Consider the following 23,791-nt stretch of genomic DNA (forward strand, 5'->3'; position numbering starts at 1 on the left):
GCCGAAATTATTGCGCTTCACGCGGTGTCGCCGCCGGCGGCCTTGCCGGCAGCATCTTCAGAGCCTCGCGCAAGGCCTCACGACCGGGTGCGAACACCAGCGCGACGACGATGGTGATGGCGTAGGCGAGCACGGCACCGCTGGCCAGGGCGATGACATGCTGCTGCGGCAAGACCGGCTTGATCAGCCAGACCGCCGCCAACGCCAGATGCGCGCCGAGCACGAATGGCGTTGCTCCGCGCAGCACATGGCTGGCCCGCAGCGGTCCGCTCTTGCCGACATAGAGCCACAGGAAGGGCGTGCGCAGATACTCGCTGACCGCATAGGCCACCGCCACCCCGAGCGCGCCATAGGGCAGGCCGAGCGCGAACGCGATCACCGAGGTCCCGGCTGTGACGATGCCCCAGCGCATGAAGTCGCCGGAGCGGCCCTGGCTGACGAAAAGCCAGCCCGCCGGGTTGTTGAGTGGCTGCAGCAGGCCGGCAAAGCCGAGCGCCAGGAAGATCGGGGCGCTTTCACGCCACTGCTCGCCGAGCACGTAGGGGATCAGCACGTCCGACATCGCGGTGGCGAAGGCGACGCCGGGCAGCGCCACCAGCAGGATCAGCGGCATGACGCGCAGATAGGCGCTGCGGTAGCGGTCCGGCTCGTCCTTGAGCCTGGAGAGCGCCGGCACCATGACTTTCGACAAGGGATTGGTGATTTGGCTGAGCGGGAACAGAAGCAGCTTGTAGGCGCGGTCATAAAGGCCGAGCTGGGCCTCGCCCCAGTATTTGCCGATCAGCACATTGTCGAGGTTGCGGGCAAAGAAATTGGCGAAATTGAAGCCGGTGATACCGGCGCCGAAATTGATCAGCTCGCTGATGCCCGCGACCTTGCGCGGCAGGCCGGGCCGCCAGCGCGAACTTGCCCAGTAGCAGAGCGTCGGCAGCACGGCGCCGGTCAGTGTGCCGGCAAAAAGCGCCCAATAGGAGCGGTCGATGAAGGTCCAGGCGATCGAAACCGCCAGCCCCGCGACCGCGCTGGCGACATCGATGATCGCCAGGCGCCCGAACTGCATGCGGCGCGTCAAAAGCGCCAGATGCTGGGCGCCGAGCCCATAGGCCATGATCTGCAGCCCGAACGCGGCCACCAGGCCGGTCACGCGCGGCTCACCGTAGAAGGCGGCGACCAGCGGTGCGGCACCCGCCAGCACACAGGCCAGCACGGCGCTGACGGCGACGTTGATCCAGAAGAGATAGTTCACCTCCTCACGCCGGATGCCGGATTTCTGGATCGTCGCCTGGGTCAGGCCGAAATCCTGGAACAGCGCGATGAAGGCCAGCACCGGCGCGCACATCGCCACGACGCCGAAATCCTGCGGCGAAAGCAGCCGCGACAGCACGATGACGGATATGATCTGTGTCGCGATCCGCACCGATTGCGACAGGGCGGTCACCACCGCGCCACGCCCGACCGATCTGCGGAGAGAGCCTTCTGGCGGATCGAATGGATTGGCTTCCAAATTCAGGATTCCTGATCTTTGCGCGGATTCCAAAATCCGAAATCCACAACCGCCGCCAACCCCAAACTACGACAATAATTTTGCAGTGCAACAGAAAACGTGGAATGCCGAACCAAGAATATTGCAACGCAGCATATCCGGCGCATATGCCTTGATGCTCGACAAAGCAGCCTTGGTGCCGTGAAGTTTAGCTCATTGGCCGACGTCGCTGCGCCTGTATCCGTGAAGTGTCATGACCAGTCTTTCCGAAGGGGCCATTGGCTCCCATTTGCCGGCCCAACGCGGATCCATGGCCGCGCCTGCCGCCACCCACAGGTCGAAATACGGCTGCATGGGCTTGTTCGGAAAGGCTCCGCCGGGGGTGTCGGCCGGCGTTACGACGGCCACTTCCTTGCCGTCGATGAAGAAGGCAACTCTTTTCCCGGCCTCGTATTGCATGGCTAGGCGATATCGTTTGCCCGAGAGGTCGCCAGACTGGATCAATTTCATCCAAACGGTCTTGTGCTGATTGTCGACGTTGGCCCAGACCGTAAGCTGCATCCCCTTGGTGCCGACGATCTCAAAGTCGACTTCCTCATGGGCCTTGTCGTTGAAAATCCAAAGCGGCGCCGCGATTAGCCCTGGCTTCATCGAGGGAAGCGTTACGTCCACTTCCCATTTCGCCGATGAGGAAGCGGAGTTGGCGCCGGACACTACCTGCGCGGATGCCTTCTCGCTGACGGTAAGCTGAAGGGAGCCGTCGACGATCTTGACGTTCGCGGCTTTCCAGTCGTAGCCTCCAAGCTTGGGTTCGCTCCACTGCGATGGCACGAAGGGATTGCTGTATTTCCAAAGTTGCAGCCTGACATCCGACCAGTCGGGAAGCTTGTCGAGGGTAACGTTCCCGCTTCCCGCCGTGCCGCTTTCAGCCAGTGCATGGCCGGCAACCCACTGCATGGCCGTGGAGGCCGCCAGAAGCGTCAGGAATTGTCTGCGTGTGGAACTCATCGCTAGCCTCCATTGGGTCGCCTTGACCTTGTCAGCGGCGACGATGCCAAGCCGGGCGTTCGATGCGGCCTAGGTCGTTCTAGTGCATGGACACCACTTTGATGATCGAGCCGTACACCAAAGATAAGGCGATTGTTTGCTGCATTGCGTCAAAAATGTTGCACTGCAGAAAAGGCCTTTCGTGTCAGGCGGCGCGGCAGCAACTGCAACTCCTGGAGAGACGCTCAAGCCGCGGAGGCTGTTGGGAGGTGGGTTTGTCCACTACATTCTTGCCTGCCAGGTTCAAACTGCGATGAACCGAGTCGAACGGTTTCAAGCTGCAAGGACTGGGGAGATGCAACATCGAGGGCAGGATCGAGCTGCACAGACTCGCCCGCTCTTTCCAATGCGACACGATCGTAAAGCGCATCGAGAAACGCGCCCGCGGATTCTAATCCGAACATGGTCTCCGCGGTCCTGCGGGCATCGCGCCGGAGCGGCTCCATCAAGGCGGGTTGCCCTATATACGGCTTCAATCGTTCGATGGCCAAACTGGCGAGCCGCTCGACCTCGTCGCGGAAATATTCGGCATATTTCGCCTCCCCCCGCGAATCGTATCCCGGACTCCACCAATCGCCGATGTCGTTGAGCCTGACGGGCAGGGCAATCCCGTTGACGCCGTCCTCAAGGAATTCCGGCAAGGCGCAGACCTTCGTTCCAAGAACCGGAGTGTGCTCGGACATGGATTCCAGCGCTGAATAGCCGAAAGTATCGCCAAACGTGGCGAGGATGCCGAAGTGCGAGTTGCGCAGCAATTGTCGCACCGATCGGTTGGGCAATACCCCGTGATGCTGGACGTTTCTCAGTTCGAGCAGCTTTATATAGGGGTCGAAGAATCCCGGACTTGTCGGATCCGTCCATATATCGCCGCCAACCTGGAGACTTGAGACAATGTTTACCCGGATGGGCAATTTCTGCTGGATGGCTTTTTCGGCGATCTTGACTGCAACGCATCCGCCCTTGCGGCCAAAGTGAGCGCCGACAAATGTCAGCACCAGTTCCTCGGCGCTGTTTTCGGACATCGCATCTTCCGTCGCGGGCACCACGATATTCGGGTGGCGGACCAATAGCTTTTCCGTCAGGAGGCCGATTTCCGGATTGTCGCTGTGCTGGGCCAGAAAACTTCTGTGGGCAAAATGCGACAGTGCGATGATGCGACGGCAATTTGGGCTGGCAATCCGCGACCTCAGGTAGCTGGCCATCAACCCGCGTTTACGAAGGGCAAACTGTCGCGGCAAATGAGATTCAAACGACATGATGTACTTGGAGGAATTGATCGGTATCCGGTTGAATGCATGCACCATGTCGACAGACAAGGCAGGTTCGATCAGCGTCACGCCTTCCAGCTTGGATGAGACCAGATTCAATGGCAGAAATCGCTGGCGCAGGATCGTATGCCTTGATGCTCGCGGCGTGACGAAGCTGGTCGGATACTTATCGTCAAAGATGGCGATGCGAAGAGACTTGCCCATACTGAACCACCCGTCTTCAAGCAGCGGCATCGGGGATTTCGCAAGCTATTCCAATGATGCAGAAAGCATGCTGCCGCGCTGCAACAGAATGCAAGAGCGGATCCCTAGCCAAACTCAAGGCCCAACTTTCCTGACGAGAGTTCAACACCGTTTTGTGTTGCAGTGCAATACGAATTTTAGCAATTGCTTAACCTTCAGCTCGGCTACCGGGTGGGGAGCGATTTGGGCCGATGTGACCGTCACATTGCGGGGTTTGCAGCAGAACGCCTCGGTTTATGGGCGCGTCAGGCCATGCCTCGCCTCCGATGGCGCGATTGTGTGGCCGCGCCCGCGCTGTCAAAAATTGGGTCATATGTTTTGTGCAGTGCGGTAGAGATGGCTAATTTTGCTACGCGGTGCCAAAAATGTTGCGATGCAGCAAAAGCTGTACTAGCATCCCCTTGGGTGGGTCAAACAGCGGTTGAGTTTTCATGCTGCATGTCTTGTACCTGGTGCACGATGTTTCCGATCCGGCGGTTCGCCGGCGGATTACAATGCTCAGGACAGGCGGCGCCCGTGTCACCCTGGCGGGCTTCCGCCGCACCGCGACCCCGATCGCCGACATCGAAGGATTGCGGCCGATCGACCTTGGCGCGACACGCGATGGCCGATTCGCCCAACGCCTGACGGCGGTGGCGAAAGCGGCGGTTTCGATAGGTTCGAAGCTCGGCGGCGTGCCGAAGCCCGATCTCATCATCGCGCGCAACCTGGAAATGCTGGCGCTTGCCCGCCGCGCCAGGTCGGTTTTCGGCGCTGCGGTGCCGATCGTCTATGAATGCCTCGATATCCATCGCCTGGTGCTCCGCGATGATGTCCTCGGCAAGGCGTTGCGCGCCACCGAGCGGCATCTGGCGCGCGACGTGAAGCTGCTGGTGACCAGTTCGCCCGCCTTCATCGCCAATTATTTCAAACCCTTCCGCCAGGTCGCCGCACCCGTCGAGTTGGTCGAGAACAAATATTTCGAGGCAGCGGTGATCTTGCCCGGCGAGCGCGAGCCGGTCGAAGCGCCTGTCGCCCCGCCCTGGCGGATCGGCTGGTTCGGAGCCCTTCGCTGCCGCCACTCGCTCGAACTGCTGGCCGATTTCACGCGCCGCATGGAGGGACGTTTCGAGGTCGTGCTGCGCGGCCGCCCGGCTCTGTCCGAATTCCCGGATTTCCACGGCTTCGTCGAAGCCGAGCCGTGGTTGTCGTTTGGTGGGCCATACCGCAATCCGGAGGACATGTCGGCGATCTATCAGGACGTCCATTTCTCCTGGGCGATCGATTTCTTCGAAGCGGGCCAGAACTCGGAATGGCTGCTGCCCAACCGCCTTTATGAAGGCTGCCGCTTCGGGGCGGTGCCGATCTCGATGGCCCATACCGAAACGGGACGGTTCCTCAACCAGCAGGATATCGGCGTCCTTCTGCCGAACGCCACGCCCGACGCGCTCGAAACAGCACTCGGCACGATGGAGGAGCACCGCTTCGGCCGACTGAAGGCGCGCGTGCTTGCCCATGATCCGAGAATGTGGAGCTACGATCGCGGCGACTGCAGCGCACTGGTCGAAAAACTGCGCCGCCTGACCACCGTGCGCGAGCCCTTCGCGACCGAAGCCTTGGCATAGGATGGACATCGCCTGATGACGCAAGCGCTTCCTTCCAGCCTGATCGTGATCCCGTGCCTGAACGAGGCAGCCCATATCGGTGCGCTGCTCGACCAGCTCTGCCCGGCGGCGGCAAGGCTTGGCGCCCGCATCGCCGTTGCCGATGGCGGCAGCACCGACGGCACGCTCGCCATTGTCGGCGAGCGCCTGAAGAAAGATCCGCGTATCATCCTGCTCCACAATGAAAAGCGTATCCAGAGCGCGGCGGTCAACCTTGCGGTGGCCAGGTTCGGCGACGGCGCGCAATATCTGATCCGCATCGATGCCCATGGCGGCTATCCCGACGATTATTGCGACCGGTTGGTGGAGGAGGCGCTGGCCACCGGTGCCGATTCGGTCGTGGTTTCGATGCTGACCAGCGGCAGCGGCGCGGTCCAGAAGGCGACCGCCGCGGCGCAGAATTCCAAGCTCGGCACCGGCGGCTCCAAGCACCGTCATCTCTCCGCCGGAGAGTGGGTCGACCACGGCCATCACGCGCTGATGCGGATCTCCGCCTTCCAGGCCGTCGGCGGCTATGACGAGACGTTCAGCCACAATGAGGATGCCGAACTCGACTATCGGCTGCGGCAGGCCGGCTACAGGATCTGGATGAGCGGCAGGACGCAGATGGTCTACTATCCGCGCGCTTCGCTCAAAGGCCTCTATTTCCAGTATCTTGGCTATGGCCGCGGCCGCGCCAAGAACGTGCTGAAACACCGTGTCATCCCCAAGGTCCGGCAGATGGTGCCGCTTCTGGTTCTTCCGGTGGTTCTTCTGGCCGCCTTCTCCTTCGTGCACTGGATCGCGGCGGTGCCGCTGCTGATCTGGGCGTCGGTATGCCTGGGCTATGGTTTGGCGACGGCGGTCGGCGAGCGCAATGCCGACATCGCGCTCGCCGGCGTTTCGGCCATGGTCATGCATTTCGGCTGGTCCGTCGGCTTCTGGCTGCAGCTTCTCGGCCTCGGCACGCGACGCGGGGTGGCGTGATGGCGGCTCGGACCAAGAACCGCAGCATCGACATCGGCGTGTGCACGTTCCGACGTCCGGAATTGGCCGACACGCTGCGCTCGCTCGCCGCCATGGACATGCCAGGAGGTTTCGATGTCGGCGTCATTGTCGCCGACAATGACGACACGCCGAGCGCCAGGGACTTGGTCACGGCGCTATCGCGAGAACTGACCTTGCCGATCCGCTATCGGCATTGCCCGGCGCGTAATATCTCGATCGCCCGCAACGCCTGTCTCGACGCCAGCGAGGCGGATTTCCTCGCCTTCATCGACGACGACGAGACCGCCACGGCTTCTTGGCTTGCCGAACTGGTCGCGACGGCTGAGAAAAGTGGCGCTGCCGCCGTGCTCGGCCCGGTGCGGGCACTTTACCGCCCGGATGCGCCGGACTGGATGCGCCGCGGCGATTTCCATTCGACCTTGCCCGTCTGGGTGCGGGGCGAGATCCGCACCGGCTACACCTGCAACGTTCTGCTCCGCATGGGATCGGACAGCCTGCGTGGCCGCCGCTTCAGCCTGGCGCGCGGCCAGACCGGCGGCGAGGACACCGAGTTCTTCGACCAGATGGTCAAGGCAAGCGGCCGGATCGCCTTTTCAAAGGAGGCGTGGGTGGACGAGGTGGTGCCGGGCGCCAGGGCCGCGTTCGACTGGCTTGGCCGGCGTCGCTTCAGGGTCGGGCAGACACATGGTCATCTCCTGGGCAACAACGCCGGCGGCATTGACCTGGCCAAACAGGTCGGCCTTGCCGCGGCCAAGGCGGTCTATTGCTTCGCGGCGGCACTTCCCGTCATCGCCAGCCCGGTGCGCCGGAACCGCAGCGTGCTGCGCGGCATTATGCATGTCGGGGTCGTCAGCGGTCTTGTCGGCATCCGCGAAATCCGTCTCTACGGCCAGCCCTCGCCGCGAGAAGGAGGTAAACGTGCAGCCTGACGCCTCCTTCGTCCCGGATGTTTCCTTCGTCATCGCCGCCTACAATGCCGAGGCCACTCTTGACCGGGCGATCGCCAGCGCCATTGCACAGAAGGATGTCAGCGTCGAGATCATCGTCGTCGACGACCAGTCGCGCGACGCCACGCTCGATGTGGCGCGGGCCTATCCAGAGGATATTGTGCGCGTCGTCGCGCTCACCGCAAATCGTGGTCCCGGCGGCGCCAGGAACGCCGGGCTCGACATCGCCCGCGGCAGGTGGATCGCGGTTCTCGATTCCGACGACGCCGTCTTTCCCGGCCGCATCGCCCCCATGATCGGCCGCGCCGAAAAGGCGGGCGCCCAGATCGCCGTTGACAATCTCCAGGTCGTCCGTGAGGACGGCGTCGTCGAGGATGCGATGTTCCCGCGGCAGTATCTCGAAGGCCTGCGCGAGATTTCGCTGGCCACCTACATCGCCGGCAACGTCGTCTTCGAATCGAAGTTCAATCTCGGCTACCTCAAGCCGATCTTCCAGCGCCGGTTCCTCGATGAAAACCGGCTTCGCTATGATGAAAAACTGAGGATCGGCGAGGATTACATCCTGTTTGCCGACGCCCTGGCCAAGGGCGGCAGATGCGTGGTCGAACCTGCCATCGGCTATGCCTACCACATACGCAGCGGCTCCATCTCCCGTGTGCTCGAGCTTCACCATGTCGAAGCGATGCGCAAGGCGGATGCGGTGTTCGCTCAAACCCATCGGATGGATGAGGCAGCCCAGGCTGCTTTCGCGCGGCGCGGCCGCAGCCTGCGCAGGGCGGCTTCGTTCCTGGCGATGGTCCAGCACATCAAGGCGCGGTCCCTGCTCAAAGCGATCCGGACGGCGCTCAGCGACCCGGCGGCGGTCAGGCATATGGGCATGCCGATCGCCGTGCGGTTGCGAAGAGTAGCGGCACAGTTTGCCGTGGGGGCGGGGAGGTGAAGATGCAGGCACATGGAGGGATTTTTCGTGGCCTGCGAATGGACTGCAGTCGATCTCCTCAGAAGGAATTTGCGATGAAGAAAATCAGGAAGGCCGTGATACCGGTGGCGGGGCTTGGGACGCGGTTCCTGCCGGCGACCAAGTCGATGCCGAAGGAAATGCTTCCCGTCGTCGACAGGCCTGTCGTGCAATATGCGGTGGACGAGGCCTTCGAGGCCGGCATCGAGCACATCGTGTTCGTGACCGGCCGCAACAAGGCGGTCATCGAGGACTATTTCGACCTGCATCCGGAATTGATCGGAACCTTGGAGCAGACCGGCAAGAAGACGCAATTGCAGTCGCTGGAAAGCCTTTTGCCCGTGGCCGGCGCCACCAGCTTCATCCGCCAGCAATCCCCGCAGGGCCTCGGCCATGCCGTCTGGTGCGCGCGCGAGGTCATCGGTAACGAACCCTTCGCCCTGCTCTTGCCTGACATGGTCTCCTTCGGTGGGCGCGGATGTTTGGCCGAGATCGCCGATCTCTACGCGCAAACCGGTGGCAACGTCATCGCCGTCGAACGCTGCGATCCGAGCGAAACCAACAAATACGGCATTGTCGGTCGGGGCGCCGACATTGGCGGCGGCTTCGAGGTGACGGCCATGATCGAAAAGCCGGCGCCGGCCAACGCGCCGTCGAACTTCTACATCAACGGCCGCTACATCCTGCAGCCCGAGATCTTCGCGCTGCTCGGCAACCAGCAGCGCGGCGCCGGTAACGAGATCCAGCTGACGGACGCCATGGTGCGTCTGGCGAAGGACCAGTCGTTCTTCGCTCAGCCCTTCAACGGCCGTATGTTCGACTGCGGGTCGAAAGAAGGGTTCATCCAGGCCAATGTCGCCTTCGCGCTGGCGCGGGATGACATGAAAGGCCCGGTTTTCGAGATGCTCCGGGAGTTCGTCCGGTCGCATGAACGCCAGGAAGAAGCCGCATAATGCCCATCTTTCGGGAGCATTGTCGGATGGCTGACGGCGGAGGGGCCAGCCGGCTCACCGCTGTCCGGCATGAAGCTTATGCCGCGCCCGGCAGTGCTCCCGATCGTCCCGGGGCCTGTGCGCTAGACAAGCCAGAATTGGACCGAAGATGAATTATGCCAACTTTCCTCTCGACAAGAGGATGCCATTGCCGAATTCGGATGCAGGAGACGGCGAAGACTTCATCGATATCGAGCGGCTGCTTGGCATGGCCGCACGACAGGCCAAGGTGGTCGGCGTGTGCGCCATCATCGGTCTTTTCCTTGGCATGCTCTATATCCAGACCACGCCGCCCAAATATCAGTCTTACGCCTCGGTGCTCATCGACGAGGGCTTGAACAAGATCGTCGACGACATTTCGGCAGCGTCGACAACGATGCAGACCGATTCCGCCATTCTGAGCCAGATCGAGATTCTGACCTCGACGCGGCTTGCCGCCGTGGTCGTCGACAAGCTCAAGCTGGACCAGAACGATACGTTCATGAACCCGCCCCAGTCGGCGCTTGCCCAGGGCGTCGACCTTGTCCGCGGCGTGATCCAGTATTTTCGCCCCAGCCCTCCCATGCCGGGCGTCGGTGACGTCAGCAAGCTCGACCCGGCCGCGCGCGATGCGCTGATCGCCACGTCGCGCCGCGACTACGCGATCCTCAAGCTGCAGAACGAGATCCGGGCTGATCGCGTCGGACGAAGCTACGTCATCGCGCTTGGCTATCAGGCGACGGATCCGGCGCTGGCGACCGCGATCACAAAGGCCTATGCCGATGCCTATCTCGCCGATCAGCTCGATGCCAGCTTCGACGCCACCGAGCGTGCGGCGGTCTGGCTGCAGGGCAGGTTGACGGAACTGCGCGAGAGCTCGCAGGCGGCATCGCTCGCGGTCGAGAAATTCAGGGCCGAACACGGACTGTCCGCCAACAGCGACGGCCAGTTGATGAGCGACAAGCAGCTCGCCGACCTGAACGCCCAGCTCATCGTGGCGCAGGCCGATACCGCACGCGCCAGCGCCCGCTACCAGCAATACAAGTCGATCGTCGACAGCGGCTCCGACAACGCGTTCAAGGATGCCGCAATATCGAGCGACCAGCCGAGCAGCTCGGTCATATCGGCGCTCAAGACGCGCTACCTCACGGTCGCCAAGCGACAGCAGGATGTCGAAGCGAATTTCGGACCGCAGCATCCACAGGCGGTGGCGCTCGCCAAGGAAAAGGCCGACATATCGGCGCAGATCTTCGGCGAGCTGAAGCAGCTCACCGAAAGCTATCGCAACGAATATGAGGTGGCGCTGGCGCGCGAGACCGCGCTCAGGGCCAATGTCGCCGCCGCACAAGGCAAGAGTTCCATCGACAATCAGTCGCAGGTCAAACTGCGCGACCTGGACCAGAAGGCGACGGCACTCACCACGCTCTATCAGACGTTCCTCGGCCGCTACGAGGAGGCCGCCCAGCAGCAATCCTTCCCGGTCGGCAAGATCCGCATCATCTCGGATGCCTCGACGCCGCTCTCCGCCTCGAGCCCGCGCACCATCATCGTGCTCGGACTTTCGCTCGTGCTCGGCGTTCTGATGGGCGCCGGCTTCGGCGGCCTCAACGAGTTCAACGAGCGCTTCTTCAGGACTGGCGAGGAAGTGCGCGACCGCGTCGGCCTCAAGTTCCTCGGCTACCTGCCGACCATCGGCAGCAAACCCGTCAAGGAGGACAAGCCAGCCGACGGTCAGCTTGACGTCAAGGCCGCCAGATCGCCGGCGGCCATCGAAAGGCGCGCGCGCATGAGGGTGAGCATCGATGCTCCGGCATCGATGTTCGCCGAAACATTGCGCAGCGCCAAGATCGCTTTCGACGTCGTGCTGGAAGGGCAAGGCAGCCGCGTCATCGGCGTCATCTCGGTCCTTCCAGGCGAAGGCAAGTCGACGGTCGCGGCCAATCTGGCCGGGCTGCTTGCCGCCAACGGCGCCAGGACGCTGCTCATCGACGGTGACCTGCGCAATCCGGGGCTCAGCCGCGGCCTTGGCATGGAAGCCGACCAGGGGCTGATGGAAGCGGTGGTGAGTGGCCAGACCTGGCAGTCGGTCGGCAAGATCGACCGGCAGACCAAGCTGGCCATCATTCCGGCCGTGTCGCGCGGGCACTTCTCGCACACCAGCGAGCTGCTTTCCTCGGCCGGGATGCGGCGCTTCATCGAGAACGCCAAGGAGACGTTCGAATACATCGTCGTCGACCTGCCGCCGCTCGGGCCGGTTGTCGACGCCAAGGCCTTCGCGCCGCTCGTCGACGGCTTCGTGCTGGTCACCGAGTGGGGGCGCACGCCGCGCGCCATGGTGCGGTCGATGCTGGAATCCGAACCCTATGTCGCCAACAAGATCGTCGGGGTGGTGTTGAACAAGGTCGACCTGAAGAAGCTGGCCAAATACGGATCGTTCGGGGCCTCGGAGAAATTCTTCGACAAATACTCGACCTACTATCTCGACAAGTCGGAAGTGCGCAGCAAGGCACCCGTCTAGCCCGGTTGCGCTCCTCAGCAATTCCAGGGAGGGTGTCAGACGGTTTTCCTTCGGAATTGCATCAAAACAAAGAGTTGGGGACAGGTCACCGTTTCCGTGAAACGGTGTCCTGTCCCCAGGAAAAGATCAGCCGGCTCTGCTTGTCGGCGAATCCGGACAGGCGGCCGCTCTGGAAGACGGCGGGGCCTATGCCTCAGCCTGCATCCCTCGATCCTCGGCTTGTCCACCGGCGTACGGCCGTACATCACCCAGCGGTCGAGAAGATGCGCCGCTTCGAAGGCGTCCGATTGCGTGTGGCGGGCAGGCCGAGAGGGTTCACATCTTGGCGGTTACGCTGCCTTCATCCGGTAGCGGAAAACGGTGTGGTCGAGCAGCAGCCGGATACGCGGTTCGGCCTCGGTGGCCACCAGCCAGCTTGCCGCGATCATGGTCGCGCCGACCACTGTCATCGACAGGAGATAAGGCACGTGATTTTCTTTTGAGCCATGCGACCTTGTCGATGGCCCCCCGTCAATCACTGTAGGGTGGCTTGCTGCATTGCACAATAAAAGTATTGCTTGCCGATCAAGATAGGCCCATCAGCAAGCGAAGCGGCGCCTCAAACCCCTATCCCGCGTTCCTTCAGGGCGGCGGTGATCTCGTCGAGGATAGCCGGGTCGTCAATGGTCGCCGGCATGGCCCACTCTTCCTTGTCGGCGATCTTCTGCATGGTGCCGCGCAGGATCTTCCCCGACCGCGTCTTGGGCAGGCGCTTGATCATCACCACGGTCTTGAAGGCGGCGACCGGGCCGATGCGTTCGCGCACCAGCGCGACAACCTCCTTCTCAATGGCATCCCCATCGCGCGCGACACCGGCATTGAGCACCACGAAGCCGAGCGGCACCTGGCCCTTCATGGCATCGGCAATGCCGACGACGGCGCATTCGGCAACGTCGGGATGGGCGGCCAGCACCTCTTCCATGGCGCCGGTCGACAGCCGGTGGCCGGCGACATTGATGATGTCGTCGGTGCGGGCCATCACATAGAGATAGCCGTCTTCGTCGATCATGCCGGCATCGGCCGTCTTGTAGAAGCCGGGGAACTCGTCGAGATAGGCCTGGCGGAAGCGGGCATCGGCGTTCCACAAGGTCGGCAGGCAGCCGGCCGGCAATGGCAGCTTGACCACGACATTGCCCAGCGTGCCGCGCGGCACTTCGTGGCCGGCGTCGTCGAGCACCCGGATGTCGTAGCCGGGCATCGGCACGCCGGGCGAGCCATATTTCACCGGCAGCAGGCCGAGGCCGGCCGGGTTGATCGTCATCGGCGATCCGGTCTCCGTCTGCCACCAATGATCGACGACGGGCACGTTCAATTTCTGCTCCGCCCATTTGATGGTTTCGGGATCGGCGCGCTCGCCGGCGAGGAACAGCGTGCGGAACTTCGACAGATCGTATTTGGGAACGAACTCGCCCCTGGGATCCTGCCCCTTGATGGCGCGGAAGGCTGTCGGCGCGGTGAACAGCGCGACGGCGCCGTGTTCGGCAATGACGCGCCAGTAAGTGCCGGCGTCGGGCGTGCCGATCGGTTTGCCTTCGAACAGGATGCTGGTGCAGCCATGCAGCAGCGGTCCGTAGACGATGTAGGAATGGCCGACCACCCAGCCGACATCGGACGCCGCCCAGAACACCTCGCCCGGCTTGACGCCGAATTCGTTCTCCATCGTCCATTTCAGCGCGACCATGTGGCCGCCATTGTCGCGCACGATGCCCTTGGGCTGACCGGTCGTGCCTGAGGTGTAGATGATGTAGAGCGGGTCGGTGGCGAGCACCGGCACGCAGTCGACATTGGCGCCGGCCGCCCGCTCGCGGGCGACGGCGTCGGCATAGTCGACGTCGAAATGGTCCTTCAGATCGCAGGGCAATTGGTCGCGCTGCAGGATCAGGCAGGCGTCCGGCTTGTGGCGGGACATCTCGATCGCCTTGTCGAGCAGCGGCTTGTAGGCCACGATGCGGCCTGGCTCAAGGCCGCAGGAGGCGGAGATGATCAGCTTCGGCCTGGCGTCATCGATGCGGGTGGCAAGCTCATGCGAGGCAAAGCCGCCGAAAACGACCGAATGCACCGCGCCGATCCGGGCGCAGGCGAGCATGGCGATCGCCGCCTCTGCCACCATCGGCATGTAGATGATGACACGGTCGCCCTTGCCGATGCCGCGATTCTTCAGCACCGAGGTCAGCGCCACCACTTCGCGCTTGAGCTCGGCATAGGTGAATTTCTTCACCGTTCCGGTGATGGCGCTGTCATGGATCAGCGCGATCTGATCGGCGCGCCCGCCGGCGACATGGCGGTCGATGGCGTTGTAGCAGGTGTTGCAGGTCGCGCCGGTGAACCAGCGTCCGTAGACGCCGGCCGTGGCATCGAACACCTTGTCCCAGGGCGAGTACCAATCGATGGCGACGGCCGCGTCCGCCCAGAATTTTTCCGGATCGCGTTTCCAGCCGTCATAGACCTCGTGATAGCGTGAAGCCATCCACATCCTCCCCAGGATCGATTTGCCGTCTTTGTGATAGCCTATGCTGTTTTTTCCGGCGATGTCTTCCCCGATTTTCGTCCGAGATGGTCTCGTCCTGAGCGGAGACGCCCACCGCCGTGAAGTACGGCATTGAGGGAGCGCATGCGCCACCGGTGGTCGCCTGCAAAACGCAAACCGGCATGGACTATCTCCCCGGCTGATAGACAGCGCCCCATCACCGCGCTATCTCATTTCGGGGTTTTGCATGGCTTTTTGGGGCTGGTGATGGAAATTGTTTCTGGGACGGTTTTGCGGCTGGCGGACGACGCCTCGGTCCAGCATGTCGGCGATGGGGCCGTCGTGCTTCTGGCGCGTAGCGGCCAGCTCTACACCTGCAACGGTACGACCGAAGCCTTTCTAGACAAGGTCGATGGCGCCCGCAGCCTTGACCAGATCGTCGGCCTGCTTTGCGAGGAGTTCGAGGTCGACAAGGATACGCTAGACGAGGACATGGCGACACTCGCCACCGATCTGGTCTCGGAAGGTATCCTCGCCGCACCTAGCGCCTGATGAAGGGACGCGCCTGATGGCCGACGGTCCGCTCCTGCGTGCTTTGTTTCGCTGCCATCTCTGGGCAAGCGCGCGGCTGATGCCGGTCCTCATCGCCAACCGCGGTTTCGAGGAGGTGCTGAAATGGGCGCCGCTCGCCTCGCCGACACCCTATCGCGGCCTGCCAGCCATCTACATCGTCGCCCGCGTCAACCGCACCGTGCGCCATCCCTGGCTGATGCGCGACCGCAGATGTCTGCGCGAGGGTCTGCTCGGCCATCGTTTCCTGCGCTTCGCCGGCTTCGATCCGGAGCTGCGTTTCGGCGTCGATCCGAAATCGCTGCAGGCGCAGCATTTGTCGGCCCATTGCTGGGTCTGCCTGGACGGCAAGCCGGTGGTCAGTGACAGTCTTCCCGGCATGGTCGAGATCTATCGCCACCATGCCGATGCCACAAAGGTGGGTCGCGCTTGACCCGACTTTCAACATGCTATGGCCTCAACGGCCAGATTCTCGGCATATCGGCCGACCGTCCCGAGCTGTGGCAGGATTTCGACAGGATGCTGGGCGTCATGCGCATGGGAGCTGCCGTCGAGCCGGGCTTTCACCTTGATATCACTGAGACGGATGTTCTGGAGGAAGAACCCAACGGGTCGCTCGTCTTCGAAGGAGAGATACCGGAAGACGGCTACTGCCGGATGATCGCGGAAGGCGGCACGGTCCATCTCGTCTTTCCAGGACGCCAGACGGTGGCGATGAATGACGAGGAGGGCTGGGCGAAACTCCGGGTCCGCCCCGGTACGAAAGCGGCCTGGACGCCGTCGATGCTGGTGCTGGACGCCGCGCTCGATGCCGGCGGCCAGCATATGCTGCACACCGCCGGCCTGACGCTGCCCGATCGTGACGCTGTCGTGCTGATCCACGCGCCAAGCGGCACAGGCAAGACCACCACGTCGCTGGCGCTGGCAACGCAAGGCTTCGGCCTCTGCTCCGACGACGCCATGATCCTGAACGTCGCTTCGGCCAGGCCCGTGGCCTGGGGTTTGCCGCGCCACGTCAAGATCCACCAGAAGACCGCCGCGATGATCCCGCTCGTGTCGCCATGCCTTGGTCCGTCATGGGACCGCAACGGCGAACAGGCGGTCTCGCTGGAGCGGCTGGCCGAGATCGTACGAATCGAAAGCCCGGCCGCCAGGCCGGTGGCGGCCCTTCTGCATCTGGCCCGGTCCGTCGACAATGAGACCCGGCTCTTACCCATGGCCCGGACCGACGCGATGGTGGCGCTGGCGATGGACAATATCCGCACCGGCATGACCGGCCTGTTGCCGCTGCAGAAGCGCCGGCTGGCGACGATCGGCAAGCTGGTCTCCTCGGTGCCGACCTTTACCCTGGAAGTCGGCACGCGCCCGGCCGACGCGGCGGCGTTGATCCTGGATACGCTGGCTGCGTCGAACTGAATCCCCGCGGCAATTTCCAGACGGAAAACCGCTTCACACTTTCCCTGGAATTGCTCTGGCCTTCGCCAGCCGCTGGATCCAGCGGAAGGCGTCGCGGCGCAGGCGCGAGCCGATCTTTTCCCGGGAATTGACCCTGAGCAGCGTGTTGGTCGTGATCAGCCGCCTGGCCAGCCGTATCGAGAGGTCGGGCTTGATCCGTCCGGCGAGTTCAAGCGCGCAGGCTTCGCCGAACAATCTGCCGGTGACGTCGAGCACGATCGCCAGTTCGAGTTCGATGCCGGTCATGAGTGCGGCGTCGAGCAGGCGGGTTTCCGATTGGGATGATTGCAGCACACGCACGCCCTGCAGAACGTCGACGCAAAGCTGCAGCCGGTGGAATTTGTGGCCGCCGGCGGCGTGCACGATGGCGATCGTCAAAAGCGCTGCCGGCGTGTCCATCGCCTCGCCGTCGATGATGCCCAACTCGCGGAAGCCCAGCGACAGGCGCCGCCGCATGCCGGTGTCGTGCACAAGGTCGCCATGCAGTTCGACCAGCAGGCTGGAATTCTCCTTTTCCAGCCATTTGAATTCCTGCAACCGGTAGGATTCGGCTTCGTCGCTGCCAAGCTCGAAGCCGCATGCCGCGATCACCCGGTTGGCCCGCGCGAGGTTGGCGGGCTCGACGAGAATGTCGATGTCGGTGAACGGCCTGTCGGATACGTTGCGGTAAAGCTTTCGCGCGAAGACAGGGCCCTTGACGATCCGCGCCGGAATGCCTTCCGCCGCCATTCCCTTCATGATGCGGTCGCCATGATACTGCAGCAGCATCGACTGGCCGGTGACAATCGTCGCCTGATCACGCAGTCCCGACAGCTTCAGCTGCAAGGCAGGGTCATCAGGCAAACGGACATCGCCACGCTCACGGAGCTTGCGCAGCATGATCGGCAGAATGCCGTGGAATTCGGCATTGTCGAGCAGTGCCGACAGAGCCTTTGCCGACAAATTGTCGTCGACCGCCGCGGACTCCGGATCGGCGAAGCGCAGCAGCAGTTTTTCGTCGGCGGGTGTCAGGGGTGGCAGCATCAAGCCGGACAATATTGCAGACAATAGGGTTGTGCACGATGGTCGCAGAAACGCATGTCTGAAGCCAGTCTTACATGCCCCAGCGCAGCGCCGCCGTGTGGACGGGGGCGTCCCACCAGCCTGTCATCTCGTCGTCGAGCATGGTGAGCGTGATCGAGCAGCCGGCCATGTCGAGCGAGGTGACATAGGCGCCGACGAGCGAGCGGGTGAGCGTTATGCCGTGGCTCTCGAATATCCGGCGCGCGCTGTTGTACATCAGATAGAGTTCCATCAGCGGCGTGCCGCCGAAGCCATTGACGAACAGCAGCGCCGGGCCTGTCGCCCTGGCGCCGAGATCGCCCAGGATAGCGGTGCAGATTTCCTCGGCGATCGCGTCGGCGCTTTTCAACTTGTCGCGGCGGCGGCCGGGTTCGCCATGGATGCCGACGCCGAACTCCATCTCGCCGTCGCCGATGTCGAAGGTCGGCTTGCCCGCGGCCGGCACCGTGCCACTGGTCAGCGCCACGCCCATTGAGCGGGTCGCGGCATTGACGCGCTCGCCCAGCGTCTTCAGCATCGGGAGGGCCAGGCCATGCTCGGCGGCCGCGCCGACGATCTTTTCCACCACCAGCGTGCCGGCGACGCCGCGCCGGCCGGTCGTGTAGGAAGAATTCTCGACGGCGACGTCGTCATTGGTCACCACCTGCAGGACGCCTTCCGACATTTCGGCCGCCATGTCGAAGTTCATCACGTCGCCCTCATAATTCTTGACGATGAACAGGCAGCCGGCGCCGGTGTCGACAGCCTGCGCCGCCGCCAGCATCTGGTCCGGCGTCGGCGAGGTGAAAACCTGGCCGGGGCAGGCGGCATCCAGCATGCCATGGCCGACAAAGCCGCCATGCAGCGGCTCGTGGCCCGAGCCACCTCCGGAGATCAGCGCCACCTTGCCTGGCCGCAAGCTCCTGCGGCGGATGAATTTGTGCTCCTCGCCAAGCACCAGTATATCGGCATGGGCGGCCACGAAACCGTCGAGGCTCTCGGTCAGCACCGTGTCCACCGCGTTCATAAATTTCTTCATGGCGTCCTCCCAAACAGCCCGGCAAGAAATGGTCAGCTGCTACCTCTGCCGGCGATGCTGGTGATCTTCTGAATGAATTCGTTGATCGCCCGGTCGAGCGCTGCGTTCTGCTTGTCGTCGCCGAAATCGGGCACGACCAGAGAAACATGCCGTGTCTTGCGCATGCCCGCCGCGATCGACATCTTTCCCGGATGTGCCTGATGGTAGGCGGCAAGGAACTGATCCCGCTCGGCCGGGCTGAAATGGCAGACGGAAAAGATTGAAGGCAGATGCTTTGAGGGGATGGGAATCGAATAGGCGGGGCTCGAAATCTGCGTGACGAAGCTGCGGTGCTTGCCAAGCGCGTCGGCAAGGCGCTGGCGCATGCCGGACGGGCGCTGGTCGATGACCTGCGACAGGATTGTCTTGTAGGCGCGGATCGCCTCTTCGGAACCGGGTTCGGGTGTGTTGTCGACCATGCCAGCCGCGCCTAGACCGAAATATCCGATATGGCCGCCTTGGCCATGGCGAGTTGCGCCGGCGCGACGGAAAGGTCGCGCAAGCCGGCTTCCAGCAGCGATGGGATCGACGCCGGATCGCCGCCGGCATCGCCGCACAGGCTGACGGGAATGCCGTTGTCCCGCCCGAAGGCCACAACCGAGCCGATCAGCCGCAGGACGGCAGGATGACGGACGGAATTGAGATGCGCGACCGCTGCATTGTCGCGCGCCGCCGCCATCACATATTGCGTCAGGTCGTTGGAGCCGATGGACAAGAAGGCGACATTGGCGAACGCCTCCGGCGCGATGGCCACCGACGGCACCTCGACCATGATGCCGAGCGGCGGCATCTTCTGAACGATGCCGCGCGTGGCGAGGCCTACCTGTTCTTCGGCGAACAAGGCGGCCGCGCGCTCATACTCCTCGGCCATGGCGATCATCGGAAACATCACTTTCAGATTGCCGTGTGGTGCGGCGCGCAGCAATGCCCTGATTTGAACGCGGAATATGTCGAGCCGCGCCAGCGACAGCCTGATGCCACGCAGGCCAAGGAACGGGTTGCCTTCCTCGACGGTGAAGCCTGGCACCGGCTTGTCGCCGCCGGCATCGACGGTGCGGATCGTCACCGGTTTTTCCCCGGCCCAGTCCAGCACCTTGCGATAGGCACGATATTGCGTCTCTTCGTCCGGCAGGGGCTTGCCGAACAGGAATTCGGTCCGCATCAGGCCGACACCGTCGCAGGTCGCGATGTCGATCGTGTCGACGTCGGACGGGCCGGCGATGTTGACCTGCACGCGCACCGCCGTGCCGGCCTTGGTAACCGCCGGCCGTGCCAGGAAGGTCCGTGCCTTGCCTTGGCGGGTCGTGAAAGAAGAGGACAATTGCCGGAAGGAGACGACCTCCGCCGGCGAGGGCGCCAGCACGATGCTGCCGTGCTCGGCGTCGAGCAAAGCGAGGCCGGCCAGATTGGCCTCCAATTGGCGCAGCCCAACCACCATCGGCACGCCGCGCGATCGCGCCAGCATGGCGACATGGCTGGCGGTGCTGCCTGCCTGCAGCGCGATGCCGCCGCCGTTCGTCCAGTCGGTTTCGAGAAAACGCGTCGGCGCGATGTCCTCGCCGAACAGGATGGCGCCCGAAGGCGCGGCGCGGTCCTCGTCCTCGGTCAGGGCACGCAGCACCTGATCCCTGATATCGCGCAGGTCCGCGGCGCGAGCGCGGAAATAATCCTGGTCGGAGGCTTCGTAGCCGGCGATCTCACCATTGAGTGCCTCTCGCCAGGCCGTGTCGGCGGTCCGTCCGGAAACGATCGACGCGAAGGCCGGTCCGCTCAGCGTGTCGTCCTCCAGCATGGCGATATGGAATTCGAGTATGCCGGCGGCGTCGCGGTCTGCGGCTTCGACCATGGCGGCAAGCCGTTTCACCGCCTTGCCGATCGCGGCTTCCAGCGACGCCTTCTCTTCCGCCGCGGTGGCTTTGCTTGCGTAGACGGCCGGTGGCCGATCGAGGTCGAACAGCGGCCCCTCGGCATAGCCGGCCGAGGCGGAAATGCCTTGGAGCCTAAGCGGTGCGGGCATGGTCCGCGCCTTCGTCGAAGTCGCGCCGCACCAGATCGACCAGCGCATCGACGGCATCATTGGCGCCATCACCCCTGGCCCTGATGTGCAGCAACGTGCCCTTCGGCGCCTTGGCCGCCATCACCTTGACGATGCTCTTGGCGTCGAACCACGGCCCGTTGGCGGCAAGCGCGATCTCGACATCGGCGGCAAAGGTCTTGGCCAGCTTGGTGAACTTCACCGAAGGGCGCGCATGCAGGCCCACGGCATGGGTGATCAGGACGGTCGCTTCGGTGGCTGCGGACATAGGTTCAACGTTCCCGTTCACTCACGACGGCGACAATTCGCGCGCCGTCGCCACCACCTCTTTCAGCGAGGCGCCGCCGGACGCCTCGGTCGCCGCCATCACCGCGCCCTCGACGATCGGTGCGTTGCAGACGACGATCTTATGCGCACGCGGCTCGCCAATCATCTCGACCGCCATTTCCGAGTTGGTCTCGGCGCCGCCGAGATCGACGAGAATGGCGACGCCGGCTTCCGACCAGGCCTTGTCGATTGCGCCCATGATCGCCTCGACATTGGTGCCGAGCCCGCCATGGCCATTTCCGCCGCACCATGCAAGCGGCACTTCGTCGCCCACCATCTGGCGTACCATGTCGGCCGTGCCCTCCGCGACCAGCGGCGAATGCGACACGATCACGATCCCGACATTGCTCATCAGGCAACCTCCCCGATGGCTTCCGCCACTGTACGCACCAGCAGCGCGGTCGAGCGCGCGCCGGCATCCATATGGCCGATCGAGCGTTCGCCAAGAAACGAGGCGCGGCCGCGCAACGCCTTCATGGCCACGGTAGCTTCAGCAGCCGCGTCGGCGACATCGACGATCTCCGTTGCCGTTTTTCCGTCCGCCAGCGCGTCATGCACCGGCTGCAGCACGTCGAGCATGGTTTTCTGGCCAACCTGTGACTTGCCGCGCGCGGCCACCGCCTCGATCGCCTTGCCGAAGGCCGCCGTCAAATTGGCGCGATCGGGGCCCGCCGAAATCTCCTTGCCGAGCGCCATGAACAGCGTGCCGAAGAGCGGGCCGGAAGCCCCGCCCACCGTCATCACCAGCTTGGTGCCGATCGCCTTCAGCGCGTCGGGCAGCGGCTTTGCCGCGAACAGATCGGCCTCGGCCCGCACGGCCTCGAAGCCGCGTTTCATGTTCAGCCCGTGGTCGCCGTCGCCGATCGCCTGGTCGAGCGCCGTCAATTCATCGGCGTGAGCGGCAATCGTATCGGCGGCGGCCGCGACCATCCTGGCAAGGTTCAATGCCGTCATGTCGGCCAAATTCCTGGTTTGCGCCTTGCCCGCAGTAGCGAAAGAACAGCCATTCGACAACTGGAGCATGCGTCAGGCCGTGACAAGCAGCGTGGCGGCGGCCGCGAACGCCTCGGCCACGGCATGGGCTCCGGGGTCGACCACGCCCTGCAATTTGGCGCCGACATAGGCGGACCGCCCCGCCTTTGCCTCCTCCATGGCGGCCGTGGCCTCTGCACCGCGCCGGGCCGCTATTGCCGCTTGCACCAGGCCTTCGGCATCAAACGCCTTGAGCGCTGGCTCCAGCGCGTCGACCATGGTGCGGTCGCCCGGTCTGGCGCCGCCGTAGAAGGTCATCCGCTCGAGCCCGGCAAGCAGCGCCCGGGCAACGCGCGCGCCGCCGTCCAGGGCCTGTGCCGCCGCGGTGAAGAAGATCGACAGCAGCACCCCGCTGGAACCACCCATCGATGCGCTCAAAATGTCACCCACCGCGCCAAGGGTCGCCGTGGGGTTGGCCAGCGGCAAAGCATCAAGCCGTTCGAGGATGCTGCGCGCGCCGGTCGCCACCGTCGAGCCGGTGTCGCCGTCGCCCGCCTTGGCGTCCAGTCCGTTCAATGTCGCTTCGAGCGAAATCAGTTTTTCGCAGACCGTGACGATCAGGCGCCTGGTGACGGCGTCCTGGCTGGGCTTGTGCGCGGCACTCTGTCCGACTGCTTTCGCCATCGGCACGACAGCAGGTGCGGCGACCGGCCTTGCCGGCATCCAGGCGTGCGGGCCGACCGGCGCCAGCAGGGCGGCCTCGCGGGCCGCGTCAAGCCGTATCAGCGACAGCGAGAAGCCGTTCATGTTGAGCGCCGTCATCAGCGGGCCGGGGCCGATCGCCAGCCTGATGGACTTGCCGAGCGGCGAGGCAAGCACGGCATTCGCGATCAGCGACATTTCAAGCGGCGGCACCGAGCCGAGATTGTTGATCAGCAGGGCATGGCTGGCCTTCGGGTCGAGCCGCGCCGCCAGGCGCTCCGTCATGATCGCCACCAGCCGGTCGGCGCTTTGCACTGCGATGCGTTCGACGCCAGGCTCGCCATGGATGCCAAGGCCAAGCTCGCCATCATCGGCGCCAAACCGGTCTTCATGCGGCTGGCCGGGGATGGAACAGGACGACAGCGACAGGCCGAGCGAGACGATGTCCTTCGCCGCCGCGCGTGCAGCGGCCGCGATGTCGGCCAGGTCGTGGCCGGCTTCCGACAGATGGCCTGATATCTTGTGCACGAACAAGGTGCCGGCGACGCCGCGTGGCTGGGCAATGCCGGGCAGCGCGATATCGTCGGCGACGATCACCATCTCGATGGCAAAGCCTTCGGCGCGCGCCTTCTCGGCGGCCAGGCCGAAGTTGAGGCGGTCACCGGTGTAATTCTTCACGATCAGCAGGCAGCCAGCGGGTCCAGTGACCGCGCGGATGGCGGCCAGCACCGCTTCGACGCTTGGCGAGGCAAAGATCTCGCCCGACACCGCCGCCGTCAGCATGCCCTTGCCGACAAAGCCGGCGTGCGATGGCTCGTGTCCCGCACCGCCGCCGGAGACGATGCTGACCTTCGTCTTGTCCCAGCCGGCGCGCAGCACGACCTTGATCTCGGGATAGCCGTCGAGGCGCGCGAGATCTTCGGAACCAGTGGTCCGCAACACGCCGTCAAGCGCCTCCGTGACGATAGTTTCCCTGCGGTTGAAAAAGTGCTTCATCGAATTCGTCCCGTATTCGCAATCGTCAATCAGAAGCCGGCGTC

22 protein-coding genes are annotated in these 23,791 nt (G+C 63.8%); 9 read left to right on the forward strand and 13 right to left on the reverse strand.

Annotation, left to right across the window (positions count from 1 at the left end; all coding sequences use genetic code 11):
- Positions 1 to 7: 7 nt before the first annotated feature.
- From FJ958_RS21255 to FJ958_RS21265, 3 genes are all read right to left on the reverse strand, one after another.
- Entirely contained in the window at positions 8 to 1,504 is a 1,497-nt protein-coding gene (locus FJ958_RS21255) for a lipopolysaccharide biosynthesis protein (protein WP_140745194.1), read from the reverse strand.
- Positions 1,505 to 1,696: 192 nt separating this feature from the next.
- Positions 1,697 to 2,491: a family 16 glycosylhydrolase gene (locus tag FJ958_RS21260; RefSeq protein ID WP_140745196.1), complete on the reverse strand. Its 795-nt coding sequence runs from the start codon at positions 2,489 to 2,491 to the stop codon at positions 1,697 to 1,699.
- A gap of 224 nt (positions 2,492 to 2,715) precedes the next feature.
- Entirely contained in the window at positions 2,716 to 4,032 is a 1,317-nt protein-coding gene (locus tag FJ958_RS21265; RefSeq protein WP_140745197.1) for a glycosyltransferase family 4 protein, read from the reverse strand.
- A 440-nt stretch (positions 4,033 to 4,472) separates the two neighbouring features.
- On the opposite strand from FJ958_RS21265, the gene FJ958_RS21270 reads away from it, so the two are divergent.
- The 6 genes from FJ958_RS21270 (at position 4,473) to FJ958_RS21295 (ending at position 12,065) form a co-directional block, all read left to right on the forward strand.
- Positions 4,473 to 5,645 (forward strand): glycosyltransferase family 4 protein, encoded by a 1,173-nt coding sequence (locus FJ958_RS21270; protein ID WP_140745199.1) that lies wholly within the window; start codon positions 4,473 to 4,475, stop codon positions 5,643 to 5,645.
- A gap of 15 nt (positions 5,646 to 5,660) precedes the next feature.
- A complete protein-coding gene (locus FJ958_RS21275) occupies positions 5,661 to 6,650 on the forward strand; it encodes a glycosyltransferase family 2 protein (protein WP_140745201.1) in 990 nt (329 codons plus the stop codon).
- Positions 6,650 to 7,600 (forward strand): glycosyltransferase family 2 protein, encoded by a 951-nt coding sequence (locus tag FJ958_RS21280; RefSeq protein WP_140745203.1) that lies wholly within the window; start codon positions 6,650 to 6,652, stop codon positions 7,598 to 7,600. Before FJ958_RS21275 ends, FJ958_RS21280 begins: the two co-directional genes overlap by 1 nt.
- Complete coding sequence (locus FJ958_RS21285) at positions 7,590 to 8,558, forward strand: glycosyltransferase family 2 protein (protein WP_140745205.1); 969 nt, start codon at positions 7,590 to 7,592, stop codon at positions 8,556 to 8,558. The genes FJ958_RS21280 and FJ958_RS21285 overlap by 11 nt, the downstream gene beginning before the upstream one ends.
- A 74-nt stretch (positions 8,559 to 8,632) precedes the next feature.
- Positions 8,633 to 9,529 carry a UTP--glucose-1-phosphate uridylyltransferase gene (locus FJ958_RS21290; RefSeq protein WP_140745207.1) on the forward strand — a complete coding sequence of 299 codons (897 nt, stop codon included), beginning with the start codon at positions 8,633 to 8,635 and terminating at the stop codon, positions 9,527 to 9,529.
- 148 nt (positions 9,530 to 9,677) lie between these two features.
- A complete protein-coding gene (locus FJ958_RS21295) occupies positions 9,678 to 12,065 on the forward strand; it encodes a polysaccharide biosynthesis tyrosine autokinase (protein WP_140745209.1) in 2,388 nt (795 codons plus the stop codon).
- Between the two features lie 329 nt (positions 12,066 to 12,394).
- Here FJ958_RS21295 and FJ958_RS21300 read toward each other — a convergent pair whose 3' ends face one another.
- Entirely contained in the window at positions 12,395 to 12,532 is a 138-nt protein-coding gene (locus FJ958_RS21300) for a hypothetical protein (protein WP_246679683.1), read from the reverse strand.
- Positions 12,533 to 12,663: 131 nt separating this feature from the next.
- Entirely contained in the window at positions 12,664 to 14,571 is a 1,908-nt protein-coding gene (locus FJ958_RS21305) for a propionyl-CoA synthetase (RefSeq protein WP_140745210.1), read from the reverse strand.
- 267 nt (positions 14,572 to 14,838) lie between these two features.
- Here FJ958_RS21305 and FJ958_RS21310 point away from each other — a divergent pair, with 267 nt between their 5' ends.
- The 3 genes from FJ958_RS21310 to FJ958_RS21320 are packed head-to-tail and all read left to right on the forward strand — an operon-like array spanning position 14,839 to position 16,557.
- Positions 14,839 to 15,123 carry a PqqD family protein gene (locus tag FJ958_RS21310; RefSeq protein ID WP_140745212.1) on the forward strand — a complete coding sequence of 95 codons (285 nt, stop codon included), beginning with the start codon at positions 14,839 to 14,841 and terminating at the stop codon, positions 15,121 to 15,123.
- Between the two features lie 16 nt (positions 15,124 to 15,139).
- Complete coding sequence (locus FJ958_RS21315; protein ID WP_140745214.1) at positions 15,140 to 15,574, forward strand: lasso peptide biosynthesis B2 protein; 435 nt, start codon at positions 15,140 to 15,142, stop codon at positions 15,572 to 15,574.
- Positions 15,571 to 16,557 carry a serine kinase gene (locus tag FJ958_RS21320; RefSeq protein ID WP_140745216.1) on the forward strand — a complete coding sequence of 329 codons (987 nt, stop codon included), beginning with the start codon at positions 15,571 to 15,573 and terminating at the stop codon, positions 16,555 to 16,557. The genes FJ958_RS21315 and FJ958_RS21320 overlap by 4 nt, the downstream gene beginning before the upstream one ends.
- Before the next feature lie 33 nt (positions 16,558 to 16,590).
- Here the strand turns inward: FJ958_RS21320 and FJ958_RS21325 are convergent, their stop codons facing one another.
- From FJ958_RS21325 to FJ958_RS21360, 8 genes are all read right to left on the reverse strand, one after another.
- Positions 16,591 to 17,619, reverse strand: a complete 1,029-nt coding sequence (locus FJ958_RS21325; RefSeq protein ID WP_181176461.1) for a nucleotidyltransferase family protein — start codon at positions 17,617 to 17,619, stop codon at positions 16,591 to 16,593.
- Between the two features lie 70 nt (positions 17,620 to 17,689).
- Positions 17,690 to 18,676, reverse strand: coding sequence for a dihydroxyacetone kinase subunit DhaK (dhaK, locus tag FJ958_RS21330; RefSeq protein WP_140745218.1), 987 nt, complete (start codon positions 18,674 to 18,676; stop codon positions 17,690 to 17,692).
- A 32-nt stretch (positions 18,677 to 18,708) separates the two neighbouring features.
- On the reverse strand, positions 18,709 to 19,134 hold the full coding sequence (locus FJ958_RS21335; protein ID WP_140745220.1) for a hypothetical protein: 426 nt from the start codon (positions 19,132 to 19,134) through the stop codon (positions 18,709 to 18,711).
- Between the two features lie 11 nt (positions 19,135 to 19,145).
- A complete protein-coding gene (ptsP, locus tag FJ958_RS21340) occupies positions 19,146 to 20,732 on the reverse strand; it encodes a phosphoenolpyruvate--protein phosphotransferase (RefSeq protein WP_140745221.1) in 1,587 nt (528 codons plus the stop codon).
- Complete coding sequence (locus FJ958_RS21345; RefSeq protein ID WP_140745223.1) at positions 20,716 to 21,018, reverse strand: HPr family phosphocarrier protein; 303 nt, start codon at positions 21,016 to 21,018, stop codon at positions 20,716 to 20,718. Before FJ958_RS21345 ends, ptsP begins: the two co-directional genes overlap by 17 nt.
- A gap of 21 nt (positions 21,019 to 21,039) precedes the next feature.
- Complete coding sequence (dhaM, locus tag FJ958_RS21350; protein WP_140745225.1) at positions 21,040 to 21,429, reverse strand: dihydroxyacetone kinase phosphoryl donor subunit DhaM; 390 nt, start codon at positions 21,427 to 21,429, stop codon at positions 21,040 to 21,042.
- Complete coding sequence (gene dhaL, locus FJ958_RS21355) at positions 21,429 to 22,031, reverse strand: dihydroxyacetone kinase subunit DhaL (protein ID WP_140745227.1); 603 nt, start codon at positions 22,029 to 22,031, stop codon at positions 21,429 to 21,431. The genes dhaM and dhaL overlap by 1 nt, the downstream gene beginning before the upstream one ends.
- Positions 22,032 to 22,103: 72 nt before the next feature.
- Positions 22,104 to 23,747 (reverse strand): dihydroxyacetone kinase subunit DhaK, encoded by a 1,644-nt coding sequence (locus FJ958_RS21360; protein WP_140745228.1) that lies wholly within the window; start codon positions 23,745 to 23,747, stop codon positions 22,104 to 22,106.
- Between the last annotated feature and the right edge of the window lie 44 nt (positions 23,748 to 23,791).

Origin of the sequence: Mesorhizobium sp. B2-3-5, from assembly GCF_006442395.1 — a bacterium.
Taxonomy (GTDB): domain Bacteria; phylum Pseudomonadota; class Alphaproteobacteria; order Rhizobiales; family Rhizobiaceae; genus Mesorhizobium.

Coding starts and splice junctions, on each gene's coding strand:
- FJ958_RS21295 (WP_140745209.1), top strand. CDS start 9,678: ATGAATTATGCCAACTTTCCTCTCGACAAGAGGATGCCATTGCCGAAT.
- FJ958_RS21360 (WP_140745228.1), bottom strand. CDS start 23,747: ATGAAGCACTTTTTCAACCGCAGGGAAACTATCGTCACGGAGGCGCTT.
- FJ958_RS21275 (WP_140745201.1), top strand. CDS start 5,661: ATGACGCAAGCGCTTCCTTCCAGCCTGATCGTGATCCCGTGCCTGAAC.
- FJ958_RS21280 (WP_140745203.1), top strand. CDS start 6,650: ATGGCGGCTCGGACCAAGAACCGCAGCATCGACATCGGCGTGTGCACG.
- FJ958_RS21335 (WP_140745220.1), bottom strand. CDS start 19,134: ATGGTCGACAACACACCCGAACCCGGTTCCGAAGAGGCGATCCGCGCC.
- FJ958_RS21290 (WP_140745207.1), top strand. CDS start 8,633: ATGAAGAAAATCAGGAAGGCCGTGATACCGGTGGCGGGGCTTGGGACG.
- FJ958_RS21345 (WP_140745223.1), bottom strand. CDS start 21,018: ATGTCCGCAGCCACCGAAGCGACCGTCCTGATCACCCATGCCGTGGGC.
- FJ958_RS21265 (WP_140745197.1), bottom strand. CDS start 4,032: ATGCCGCTGCTTGAAGACGGGTGGTTCAGTATGGGCAAGTCTCTTCGC.
- FJ958_RS21325 (WP_181176461.1), bottom strand. CDS start 17,619: ATGCTGCCACCCCTGACACCCGCCGACGAAAAACTGCTGCTGCGCTTC.
- dhaM (WP_140745225.1), bottom strand. CDS start 21,429: ATGAGCAATGTCGGGATCGTGATCGTGTCGCATTCGCCGCTGGTCGCG.
- ptsP (WP_140745221.1), bottom strand. CDS start 20,732: ATGCCCGCACCGCTTAGGCTCCAAGGCATTTCCGCCTCGGCCGGCTAT.
- FJ958_RS21260 (WP_140745196.1), bottom strand. CDS start 2,491: ATGAGTTCCACACGCAGACAATTCCTGACGCTTCTGGCGGCCTCCACG.
- FJ958_RS21305 (WP_140745210.1), bottom strand. CDS start 14,571: ATGGCTTCACGCTATCACGAGGTCTATGACGGCTGGAAACGCGATCCG.
- FJ958_RS21310 (WP_140745212.1), top strand. CDS start 14,839: ATGGAAATTGTTTCTGGGACGGTTTTGCGGCTGGCGGACGACGCCTCG.
- dhaK (WP_140745218.1), bottom strand. CDS start 18,676: ATGAAGAAATTTATGAACGCGGTGGACACGGTGCTGACCGAGAGCCTC.
- FJ958_RS21270 (WP_140745199.1), top strand. CDS start 4,473: ATGCTGCATGTCTTGTACCTGGTGCACGATGTTTCCGATCCGGCGGTT.
- dhaL (WP_140745227.1), bottom strand. CDS start 22,031: ATGACGGCATTGAACCTTGCCAGGATGGTCGCGGCCGCCGCCGATACG.
- FJ958_RS21315 (WP_140745214.1), top strand. CDS start 15,140: ATGGCCGACGGTCCGCTCCTGCGTGCTTTGTTTCGCTGCCATCTCTGG.